At 43.6% G+C, this 11036-nt stretch carries 10 protein-coding genes; 7 read left to right on the plus strand and 3 right to left on the minus strand.

The window, feature by feature from the left end; translation table 11 throughout:
• Nucleotides 1–2: 2 nt before the first annotated feature.
• Nucleotides 3–431, plus strand: coding sequence for a hypothetical protein (locus tag TY49_RS10990; RefSeq protein ID WP_052442161.1), 429 nt, complete (start codon nucleotides 3–5; stop codon nucleotides 429–431).
• A gap of 42 nt (nucleotides 432–473) precedes the next feature.
• Here the strand turns inward: TY49_RS10990 and TY49_RS10995 are convergent, their stop codons facing one another.
• Both TY49_RS10995 and TY49_RS11000 read right to left on the minus strand, forming a co-directional pair.
• A complete protein-coding gene (locus TY49_RS10995; RefSeq protein ID WP_041965955.1) occupies nucleotides 474–2852 on the minus strand; it encodes a M14 family zinc carboxypeptidase in 2379 nt (792 codons plus the stop codon).
• 217 nt (nucleotides 2853–3069) lie between these two features.
• Entirely contained in the window at nucleotides 3070–3438 is a 369-nt protein-coding gene (locus TY49_RS11000; protein ID WP_052442162.1) for a DUF948 domain-containing protein, read from the minus strand.
• 251 nt (nucleotides 3439–3689) lie between these two features.
• On the opposite strand from TY49_RS11000, the gene nirB reads away from it, so the two are divergent.
• From nirB to TY49_RS11030, 6 genes are all read left to right on the plus strand, one after another.
• Nucleotides 3690–6113 carry a nitrite reductase large subunit NirB gene (gene nirB / locus TY49_RS11005; RefSeq protein WP_041965956.1) on the plus strand — a complete coding sequence of 808 codons (2424 nt, stop codon included), beginning with the start codon at nucleotides 3690–3692 and terminating at the stop codon, nucleotides 6111–6113.
• A gap of 14 nt (nucleotides 6114–6127) precedes the next feature.
• Nucleotides 6128–6448: a nitrite reductase (NAD(P)H) small subunit gene (locus TY49_RS11010; RefSeq protein WP_041965973.1), complete on the plus strand. Its 321-nt coding sequence runs from the start codon at nucleotides 6128–6130 to the stop codon at nucleotides 6446–6448.
• A 104-nt stretch (nucleotides 6449–6552) separates the two neighbouring features.
• Nucleotides 6553–8013, plus strand: a complete 1461-nt coding sequence (gene cobA / locus TY49_RS11015; RefSeq protein ID WP_041965957.1) for a uroporphyrinogen-III C-methyltransferase — start codon at nucleotides 6553–6555, stop codon at nucleotides 8011–8013.
• Nucleotides 8014–8037: 24 nt separating this feature from the next.
• A complete protein-coding gene (locus TY49_RS11020) occupies nucleotides 8038–8766 on the plus strand; it encodes a sirohydrochlorin chelatase (protein WP_041965958.1) in 729 nt (242 codons plus the stop codon).
• Nucleotides 8767–8899: 133 nt separating this feature from the next.
• Nucleotides 8900–9526: an NAD(P)-binding protein gene (locus TY49_RS11025; RefSeq protein WP_041965959.1), complete on the plus strand. Its 627-nt coding sequence runs from the start codon at nucleotides 8900–8902 to the stop codon at nucleotides 9524–9526.
• 213 nt (nucleotides 9527–9739) lie between these two features.
• On the plus strand, nucleotides 9740–10060 hold the full coding sequence (locus tag TY49_RS11030) for a YciI family protein (protein WP_041965960.1): 321 nt from the start codon (nucleotides 9740–9742) through the stop codon (nucleotides 10058–10060).
• 51 nt (nucleotides 10061–10111) lie between these two features.
• Here the strand turns inward: TY49_RS11030 and TY49_RS24980 are convergent.
• Nucleotides 10112–11036: hypothetical protein (locus tag TY49_RS24980; RefSeq protein ID WP_041965961.1), on the minus strand; the 925-nt coding region annotated here is incomplete at its 5' end.

The following is an 11036-nucleotide window of genomic DNA, read 5'->3' on the forward strand; positions in this document are numbered from 1 at the left end:
AGTTGACTTATACAGGAAAAGGATCTAAAGATATTTTGCATGTAATGATCATCATGAGCGTATTTATCCTGCCAAGTTTAAGCTATACGATCCGGATTTCAATACTTCTTGCCTTGCTGGTCTTTACTTTACATCAAATCCAATTGACGATTACCTCAGATCACCTTGAATATAAAATTAAATTCTTTAAATTTACAATCTACCGTAAACTGCTGACTTCTGATAAAATCAAAAAAATAAAATTCGGCCGCATTGGCTGGTCGACGAAGAATGCAGTCGTGAAGGTAAGAGGAGGCTTCAATTTTGGAGTTGCTCACTTTTACAGCGAACAACTGATAGGTGAGCTTGAAAAGTTCGCCTTGGCAAATAATATCGAAATTCAAAAGACGCGGGATTATCTGCTGCTGGAAAAATACTATTCTCATAACTAACAAAAGCATCGGGCAATTGATAACCCGATGCTTTTGACATTCTTATTTTTCAAAAATGCTGTTGGATAATAGTCGGAACAGATAATCGGTATGATCGCGGAAACCAGCTTCCAGGCCGATCATTGTAACGTCCTTATCCTGTTCTTTCACGATGACTGCCTTACCCTGTGCTTCACTGTTGTTTTTCCAGTGGCCGGCTACAAAGAAGTCGGAGTTGTCGTCAAATGTAGCGGATATCTCATCATTAGCGGTATTTTCATACCAGACCGGGCGGTAAACAAACCCAAGGTCATCCTCGCCATATCCTCCTGTTACACCTTCGTCGCTGTAATCAACCTTTGCGATGCCGTTACTGCTGTAGCCTGCGACGACAATATCGTCATCTGTTAGTCCCAATGTTTTTGTTGCGAGGGATGCGCCTGCACCGACTGCGATATATTTTCCGCCATCATTTAAAAATTCTTCTACATTAGCTTTAAAGCTATCAAACTGTGCTGGATTTTTGAACCCGAACTCTTTATTGCCAGTGCGTGACTGCGTCTTGGCAATCAAGCCTTCCGTCCCGCTATAAACAAAGACGTCAAAGGTGGAAAGACCTTGTTCTGCCACCTCTGCTGGAGTTAATTCAGTAACGGCGAAGCCAAGTCGTTTGAGTGCGAGCTTTGTACCCGAGTGCGACTGAGCTTTGTTCATTCCGCCATCCTTCAAGATTGCGACCTTCATGTCATCTACCTCAACCGCATCAGCCGGAACCTTTGCTGATCCAATATGCAGTCCTGATTGCTTTACTGCTGCTGAAATCAGATTTGCAGCTGCTTCTGTGTAAAAGTTGCCATCAGAATCACGTTTTACAGAAACGCCTTGCTGAAGAAGTGTATTCACTAGATTAACAGCTTTCACGGAACTGTTTGGAATCAGGAATGGTCCTTTGCCGCTGACTGATCCCTGTTCCTGGATTTGGTTCACTTTCGCAGCTGTTACATCAAAATCACTTTGGACCGCAATTGCCTCGAATCCCCAGAGTTCCGGAAGGCTCCATGCTGAAATGTCGTACATGGCATCAACGTCTTCCGTAATGTCCTCGCCGTCCCACAGCATCGTATTGGCAAGACCGGCCTTTGCCTGGTCCATTTTTACGATATATGTGCCTTTAGGGTAAGACTTGCCGTCAGCAGTGAACGCCTTGGAAGCCTGGACGACTTCGATGTCGTTTTTCTGCAGATGATTAACTGCCTTTTGTGTCACGGTTGGATCTTCTGAATCTACAGGAAGCACATAGGCAGTCGGGAAGAACCCTTCTTCATGGAATGGGTGGTCAAAATTGATGCCGCGCTTGAACATCTCGATCTGGTCCTTAATCATGTCCTGCTTGTTATCCGTAGCATTTTTCAATGCGCCCATGATGGCGTCATACATCCAGCTAACGCCGTCTTCATCATTTGTTGGAGCTTCAAGCGTATGGCCATATGCGCCGTGGTACATAGCATACATTGGCGTGAAAATTGGCGGATAATCATCCCAGCCTTCCGCGTCATCACGCTGAGGAATGTAGGTTCCTTCCATTGACTGATAGAGGCCGCCGGTAAAGCTTTCCTTGTTGGACATGATTTCAGTTTCCATTGCTTCGGCCTGATCCATTGCCCATTTTTCATATAGATCGTATTCATAATTTGGGTTGTGCGGGACCGTACAAGGTTCAATAAGCCCCTGCTTGTTCGGTGCATAATTTTTTACATAGCCATGAGTATCAAGGAAGACCATCGGATTCCATTCTTTGATCAAGGCAACAGTTTCCTGGGTTTCCGGCTGTGACTGAGTGATGAAGTCACGGTTCAAGTCGATTCCTTCTCCGTTGAAACGGGTAGCATCAATCCGGCCATCAGGATTCTGGACAACATTAAAAATCAAGATATTATTTTCCAGAATATCCATAGTTGTTTCGTCATTTTCAAGAGCAAAGCGCTCGATCAGCTGCATGACTGCGTCACTGCCAATAAACTCAGTACCATGGATGGAGCCATTGATCATGATTGGCACCTTGAAGTCAGGGTTATTTTCAATCCAGTCCTGTGCCTTGCCAGGGTTTTTGAACATTTGTTTTCTTAATGCTTGAATCTTGCCGAACTTGCCCTGAGTGTCTGGTGCAGCAATCGTCACGACATAAAGCGGCTGGGCTGTCGATGATTGGCCTTTTACTTCGACCTTGACACGATTGGATTGCTTCTCGATTTGTGCAAGCTTGTCGCCGATTTCCGAGAATTTCATAAAGTCATAGTTTTCGCTGTTAAACAAGCTGCCGTCCTTTTCTTCGTATGCATTTACATAATTCCACTTTAAAGACTCAGCGAGCGCCGGAGTCCATGGTGAGGAGGCCAGCAAACTTGCAGCTACTACACCAGAGATAATTTTTTTATGTTTCATTTATGTATTCCTCCGAAATAATATTTTTGTATATTTATACATAATAATAACTAAATATTATTTCGACAATCGTACAATATTCCTATATATTAGTACCGGCATCATAAACCTTGATTCTGTTGGATTTTTGACTGGTTGGGAAATAAATCAGAATGAGGATATAGGAAGATAGTCACCAGGCAGAGGCAAATAAAAAAACAGGGCGAGTTGCCCTGTCTTATTGTGGCTGCATCGTTCGATTGCGACGCTTGCGGTTCCATTGTCTTGCTTTATACTTCTGTTCAAGTTCAGCGACAGGTTTTGCAACAAGTGCGTTCTTAAATTCAACAGGTGTCTGCTTTACTGAAAAAACTACAGTATTAACAGCTTTCTTTTTCTTTTCAAAGTCAGTCATCAGCTTCTGCTGTTTAAACTTAAGTGAATCCGTTTCTTCTTTTATGGCATTCGTTTTGTTCTGTACCCGTGTTGCAGTCTCTTGAAGACTATCAATCGTTGGCTTGGCATCTTTATATGTTTTAAAAACAACATACCCAAGATAACCAAGGGCTGCCACGATAACAGCGATACTTATATAGACAATGATCATGTATTTGGCCTCCTTTGATAAATATCATTTACATATTGATTACCCTAATTCTGCTGAAGAATAACTGTTTTTTAAAGGAAGCATAAATTTGTTAATTATGAAGTATTTGTGAAACAGTGAACATACTTAATCAGAAATGTGACGAACTTCACAAACAGGATTCTTAAATCACAATACAATTTATACATAGAGGAAATATCATTAATGAAAACTCCGTATCAGAAAGTTTTAACTATAGGAGGACAAACGAGATGAAAAAGAAACTAGTCATGATAGGAAACGGAATGGCAGGAGTAAGGACGATTGAAGAACTGTTTAAATTCCAGCCAGATGGATATGAAATCACTATTTTTGGGAATGAACCTCATCCTAACTACAATAGAATTATGCTTTCAACTGTCCTGCAAGGAGACAAATCCATTGAGGATATCATCATGAATGACTGGGAATGGTACAAGAATCACGGAATCCAGCTTTATTCCGGTGAAGCTGTTACCGAGATTGACAAGGAAAAAAGGCAAGTCACTTCCGATCAAGGACGCAAGGTAGATTATGATGAACTGATCATTGCGACAGGATCGAGCTCATTTATCCTCCCGGTTCCCGGTTCTGATAAAAAGGGAGTAGTCGGGTTTCGTGACATCCATGATTGTGAAATGATGATCAAAGATTCTAAGCAGTATAAAAAGGCAGCTGTAATCGGCGGTGGGCTATTAGGTCTGGAAGCTGCCAGAGGATTGCTGAATTTGGGCATGGAAGTCGATGTTGTCCATTTGATGTCGCACCTGATGGAAAGGCAGCTTGATGAGACAGCTTCCGAAATGCTGAAAAAAGAGCTGGAAAACCAGGGAATGAATTTCTTGCTTGAAAAACAGACCGCAGAAATTTTAGGAGATGAAAGGGTAACTGGACTTCGCTTCTCTGATGGTTCAGAAATCCAGGCAGACCTTGTTGTCATGGCTGTCGGGATCCGCCCGAATGTCCAGCTGGCCAAAGATAGCGGAATTTTTGTCAACAGAGGGATTGTCGTCAATGATTACATGGAGACAGATGTCCAGAATATTTATGCTGTTGGCGAATGTGCTGAACATAGAGAAATCGTCTATGGCCTTGTCGCACCGCTGTATGAACAGGGAAAAGTACTTGCAGCTAACCTTGCTGGGATTCCGGCTAACCCTTATGAAGGAACGATTTGCGGCACTCAGTTGAAGGTATCTGGCTGTGATTTGTTCTCAGCCGGTGAAATCGGTGATGACGAAGGAACGAAATCAATTAAGGTCCACAATGAGTTTGACGGAATCTACAAAAAAATAGTCATTCGGGACAACCGGATTGCCGGGATTGTGCTTTATGGTGACACAAAGGATAGCAACCGCCTGTTCAGGATGCTGACGAAAAGAGAAGACATCAGCGGAATGACTAGTGTTTCAATTCTGGAAGCAAACGGATGCTGTGGCGGTGGAGAAGCAGGTGATGTAGCGGCGATGGCCGATGACGAGCTTGTCTGCGGCTGCAATGGTGTAACAAAAGGTACGATCGTCGAAGCAATCCGTACAAATGAACTTACGACGGTTGACGAAGTGGGTGGCTGCACGAATGCAGGTCGTTCTTGCGGAAGATGTAAATCGCTTATATCCGATATCCTCTCATATACACTTGGCGACCAGTATGATACTTCGGCGAAAAAAGCAGGGATCTGCGGCTGTACAACTTTAAACAAAGAGGAAATTGTGGCCGAAATCAGGGCAAAAGGTATGACGAATGTCAGGGAAGTCATGAACGTGCTTGGATGGTCCCAGGATGAAGGATGTTCAAAATGCCGTCCGGCAATCAACTATTATCTAGGAATGGTCAATTATGGCGGCTATAAGGATGAACGCGATTCAAGGCTGGTCAACGAGAAAATGCATGCCAACATCCAGAAGGATGGAACATATTCTGTTGTGCCAAGAATGTATGGAGGCGTGACGACTGCTGCTGATTTGAAAAAAATCGCGGAAGTTGCCGAGAAGTACGACGTGCCTTTGGTAAAACTGACGGGCGGACAGAGGATTGGCCTATTCGGTGTCAACAAAGAGGATCTTCCTGCAATGTGGGAAGACCTGGGGATGCCTTCTGGATATGCGTACGGGAAGACACTGCGTACTGTAAAAACCTGCGTTGGTGAAAAGTTCTGCCGATTTGGCACACAGGATTCAATGGGACTTGGAATCGAGCTCGAGAAAAAGTTTGAGAGACTCGATACACCACATAAGGTGAAGATGGGAGTTTCCGCTTGTCCAAGGAACTGTGCGGAGTCCGGAATCAAGGATATTGGCTTTGTCGGAGTCGATGGCGGCTGGGAAATCTATATCGGAGGGAATGGCGGAACGGATCTTCGGGCTGCCGACCTGCTTGATACCGTCAAGACAAAAGAAGAGGCAATGGAAATAACAGGAGCATATCTGCAGTACTACCGTGAAACGGCTGCCTATCTTGAAAGGACTGCACCTTGGCTTGAAAGAATGGGACTTGAACATGTCAAAGAAGTCCTCGCCGATGAGAATAAGAGAAAGCAGTTGAACGAAAGACTGGATAAAACATTGGAACGCTATAACGAGCCATGGCAGGAAGCGATTCAAGATAACGGAATAAAAGAAAAGTACTATCAAGTCCGCAGCGTAACAGTCGAATAGGAGGATGGATGAAGATGCAAATGACAAAAGTGAGAGTCAAAGTGGCTGATTATGATTCTTTGCCTGAACGGGCAGGGCAGGCAGTTACAGTAGGTGGCGAGAACATCGTCTTGTTCCGGAAATCCAATGGAGATGTCAAAGCGGTTGAAAATCGCAGTCCCCACAGAAAAGGCGGGACCCTGGCCGATGCACTCGTAAGCGGGAAGTTTATCTATTGTCCAGTCTATGACCTGAAGATATCGCTGGATGACGGGAAAGTACAGGCACCAGATACAGGCGAAGTAAAAACGTATCATGTTGAAGTAATCGAAAATGAAGTGTATATAACGATATGACCTTTGAGAGGGATCCTCTCTCTCAATTAAGTGAAGCTGGAGCTAGACACTAATCTAATTGTGGAAGTGTACACTTTATACAGCATTGAAAGGGCGGGAACACAATGGAAAAAGGAAGAGCATTTTTAGTCGGAGCCGGGCCTGGAGACGTACAGCTGATAACAGTTAAGGGGATGGAAGCTATTAAAAAGGCGCAGGTAATTCTATATGACCGCCTTGCCAATCCAAAACTGCTGGATTATGCTCCTGCAGATTGCGAGCTGATCTACTGCGGCAAGCTTCCGGACCGGCACGTCCTTCGCCAGGAAATGATCAACGACCTTCTGGTTGAAAAAGTTCTTGAAGGAAAAATCGTTGTCCGTCTCAAAGGCGGCGATCCTGGCGTGTTTGGGCGTGTAGGAGAGGAAGCAGCTGCTTTGGCTGAAAATGGACTTTCCTTTGATATTGTACCGGGAATCACTTCAGGAATATCTGCACCACTATATGCAGGAATTCCCGTCACTCACCGCGAATTTGGCGAATCTTTCGCGGTGGTGACTGCTCATGATAAATCTGAAAATGGACAGCCAAAACTGGATTGGAAAGGGCTTGCCACTGGCATTGACACAATTGCCTTTTACATGGGGATTTCAAATCTTCCGTATATCAGCAAAAATTTGATTAAACATGGGAAACCGGCAGATACTCCAGTGATCCTTATTCAATGGGGAACCTTCTCACGGCAGCAAACATTGGAAGGCACTCTGTCCAATATTGCCGCAAAAGCGAAGGAAGTGAATTTTACCAACCCTGCCATCACCCTTGTTGGTGACATTGTATCGCTTCGGAAGAAATTGAACTGGTTTGAAAAGAAACCTTTGTTTGGTAAACAAATATTACTTGCCCGAACAGGAACTGATGAGAGTGAACTGGCGAAGGAATTGATGGAGCAGGGAGCAGATGTGATTGAATTCCCAAAATGGAAAAAGGTTACCGTTCCTGTAGACCGGGCAGTGATCAGCAGAATTTCAGCATATGAGGAAATCCTTTTCACCTCTCCTGAAAGTGTCAGGGAATTTTTGCGGATCTTGATTGCAGAACGAATTGATATTAGAAGGGTTAAAGCAAACTTTTACGGCTGTTCAACTAAGTCCGTTAAATCATTGAATGAAAAGGGCTTCATGGCAAAACTGGAAGGGGAAATGCCCCTCTCTGGAAAACTTTTAGTTGTAGGGGACAGCGATATCACCTCGGAGTATCCACATGCTGAAAAATTCATAACGTCCAAAAAGATGATCGACGAGCAATTTACGCCGATTTTTAAAAGAGTTATTGAAGAAGCCTCTGTTAATACAATTATTCTGCCGAGCAGCAGGGCTGTAAAAACTATTGTAGAAGAAGGAATCATTAAGGAAATCATTCCACAGCAACTATTGAAAACAGCAAGGGTTGTTTCCATGGGAGTTAGGACGGCAAATGCTTCTGAGAAATATGGCATTATCCCGGATAAGGTGTTGGAAGCACCGGATAAAACTTCTGTCATCAATTGTTTGGCCAGTAAAGAACCTGAGCTGTCATTCGTGTAAAGATTTTTTGAAGGAGATGAAAAGATGGAAGCAACAGTGTTTATAAGCCATGGAAGCAGAAGTGAGCAAGGAAACAAGGTGTTTGTATCATTCATCGAGAAGGTGATTTCAACAGGGAAGAATACAAATGCTTCCTATGGGTTCCTTGAAAATGCCCGGCCAACCATCTTCGAAGCGGTTGAAGCATGCATTTTAAAGGGAGCATCATCAGTAACCGTAGTTCCGGTATTGCTGCTTCCGGGAATCCATGCGAATGTAGATATACCAGAGGAGCTGGAAAGGGTCGGACAGAAATACCCGGAAATAGAGATGTTCTATGGCCAGCCGCTTGGTGTAAATGAATCGATACTGGAAATCGTCCTGGACCGTCTGAAGGAAAAAGGCTTTTCAGGTAAGAATTCAGAGACCATCCTGCTCGTCGGGCATGGCAGCAGAGATCCTCTGGCAGCGGAGGAATTTGAGAAGCTGGCAGTGCGGGTTCGGGAGGATGTTCCATCCAAAGTTGATACGGCCTATATCACAACACAGCCATTGTATGGAGAAAAGTTACAGGCAAGCGACTCGTCCTCAAAGATTTACATCTTGCCATTTCTCCTTTATACGGGCGGTTTTACTGCCAAAATGAAGGAAACTGTTGAAGGTATAATGATTCAATCCCCGGCGAAAGAGATTGTCCTGTGCGAACCAGTCGGCTTCGATGACCGTCTTGGCGAATTGCTTATGCAAAGAGTTGATGAAGCAAGAACAAGGTAGATTTTAAAAGTGGTTTTCGCTAATAAAATTGTGAACATCGCCAATAAATTTTTATTTTCGCCAATAAAGTTGTGAACTCCGCCAATAAAATATAATTCGCAGTCAACATCGCCAATAAATGGAGAGTGAAAGCATGTTATACCCTATAAATGTACAGATACAGGACCGAAATGTCGTGGTGATTGGCGGGGGCAAAGTTGCTCAACGTAAAGTCTTTGGCTTGCTGGAGGCTGGAGCGAAAGTGAAGGTAGTGAGCCCGGAAATAACTAGCGACTTGCTGCGGCTATCTGAAACAGGCGAGATTTCCTGGCGGCCTGAGCCCTATGGGAAAGAAAATCTTGAGGGAGCATTGCTCATCATTGCCGCCACTAATGACCGAGAGACGAATTTGGCAGTTAAAAGAGATGCTGCACCCTATCAATTGGTTAATCTTGCTGATGATCCGGATGAATCGGACTTCCAGGTTCCATCCGTGATGAAAAGAGGCAAATTGACAGTTGCCGTCTCGACATCTGGCGCGAGCCCGGTACTGGCTAAGAAGATTTGCACCCAGCTGGAGGAGATGTATGATGAACAATATGAGAGCTATCTGGATTTCCTGGCATCCAGCCGTAAAGAAATCAAAGCGTCAGTCAAAGATGAATTAGTTAAAAGAAAGCTTCTGACTACAATAGCAGACGAGAGTTTCTTAAAGGAGTCCTTTCGAGAAGAGAGGTTTGCCAGGCTGCTTGAAGAAACAATAAGTGAGGAGGGAAGGTAAAGTGCGATTGCGCACAATCACTTCCTTCCTTTTTGTGCATACGTCCAGCTTCAGCATAATGTATGCTAGTTGCCGATTACGTAAGCAGTGGATTTTTATATTGCTTCTTTACATATTTGTGTTCAGTTTTAACAACGAAATGCGGCTAAGGTGAAGGGGGATATTGGAAATGATATAATAAAATGGATGATTTTCAGGATAGGGGTCTTTTTTATGAATAAATTTGTTGTGTTCCTGAAAGGGAAACGAAATGGCAAACTGGATTCCAGCTTGCTGGCAAGGCATATTGAACATCTTAGGCAGTTGAATCGGGCTGGACAGATGGTGATTGCCGGTCCTTTTAAAAATAACGAGCAAGCCATGATCATCCTCAACTGCGATGGTATCGATGAAGCAATCAGATTAGTGGAAAAAGATCCATTCATCAAAGAAAAATATTACAATACATATGACATCAACGAATTAGTGGTCGCGAATGAGGAAAATAACTGGCTGATGGACAACTCGCAATCGAAGGGGAACCTGGTCCACTAATAGAATAAAGAGACTTCCAGCTAAGCCGGAAGTCTCTCTCTTGTAGTAAGATTATTTAGTTTCAACCTCAGCGATGACTTCCTCAGTCACAGTTTCAGCCTTCTCATCAGTCGACTTTTCAAAAACAGCAAGTACTGCAGAAATAATAGCAGCAAACTTCTTAGCGACTTCACTTGCATATAAGCTAGCTTTAGATGCAGCTTTATTTTCAGCAGAAGGATTTACTTTTTCTTCTTCAACAGCAGTATCATCAGTAGCAACTTCCTCAGTTACTTCTTCTGTAGCAGTTTCGTCAGTAACAACTTCTTCAGTTACTTCTTCAGCAGCAGTTTCGTCAGTAGCAGCTTCTTCAGTTACTTCTTCAGATGCAGTTTCGTCAGTAACAACAACTTCAGTCACTTCTTCAGCAGCAGTTTCGTCAGTAGCAGCTTCTTCAGTTACTTCTTCAGATGCAGCTTCTTCGGTTACTTCAACAGACAAAGCAACAGCTGAATTTTCGTTAGCCTTCTCTTTTGCAACATCGCTAGCATTGAAAGCCTTAGAATTCATTTTGTTAGCAATGGAAGGAGATACTTTTGTTGCTGCTTCAGTCACATCTTCAGCAGCAGTTTCCTCAGTCACATCTTCAGCAGCAGTTTCCTCAGTAACAACTTCCTCAGTCACTTCTTCAGCAGTAGTCTCGTCAGTAACAACTTCTTCAGTTACTTCTTCAGAAGTAGTTTCCTCAGCAGCAACTTCCTCAGTTACTTCTTCAGTAGTTGTTTCCTCAGCAGCAACTTCTTCAGTCACTTCAACAGACAAAGCAACAGCTGAATTTTCGTTAGCCTTCTCTTTAGCAACATCGCTAGCATTGAAAGCATTTGACTTCATTTTGTTGGCAACAGAAGGAGATACTTTTTCGTCCTCTTTAGTCACATCTTCTTCAGTAGCGTCTTCTTCAGCAACATCTTCTTCAGTAACGTCTTCTTCAGTAACG

This window comes from Mesobacillus selenatarsenatis SF-1, from assembly GCF_000813125.1.
Lineage (GTDB): Bacteria > Bacillota > Bacilli > Bacillales > Cytobacillaceae > Mesobacillus > Mesobacillus selenatarsenatis.

What these genes read in the sequence shown, in the direction of transcription:
- TY49_RS10995 (WP_041965955.1), bottom strand. Translation starts at nt 2,852, where the DNA reads ATGAAACATAAAAAAATTATCTCTGGTGTAGTAGCTGCAAGTTTGCTG.
- TY49_RS11000 (WP_052442162.1), bottom strand. Translation starts at nt 3,438, where the DNA reads ATGATCATTGTCTATATAAGTATCGCTGTTATCGTGGCAGCCCTTGGT.
- nirB (WP_041965956.1), top strand. Translation starts at nt 3,690, where the DNA reads ATGAAAAAGAAACTAGTCATGATAGGAAACGGAATGGCAGGAGTAAGG.
- TY49_RS11010 (WP_041965973.1), top strand. Translation starts at nt 6,128, where the DNA reads ATGCAAATGACAAAAGTGAGAGTCAAAGTGGCTGATTATGATTCTTTG.
- cobA (WP_041965957.1), top strand. Translation starts at nt 6,553, where the DNA reads ATGGAAAAAGGAAGAGCATTTTTAGTCGGAGCCGGGCCTGGAGACGTA.
- TY49_RS11020 (WP_041965958.1), top strand. Translation starts at nt 8,038, where the DNA reads ATGGAAGCAACAGTGTTTATAAGCCATGGAAGCAGAAGTGAGCAAGGA.
- TY49_RS11025 (WP_041965959.1), top strand. Translation starts at nt 8,900, where the DNA reads ATGTTATACCCTATAAATGTACAGATACAGGACCGAAATGTCGTGGTG.
- TY49_RS11030 (WP_041965960.1), top strand. Translation starts at nt 9,740, where the DNA reads ATGAATAAATTTGTTGTGTTCCTGAAAGGGAAACGAAATGGCAAACTG.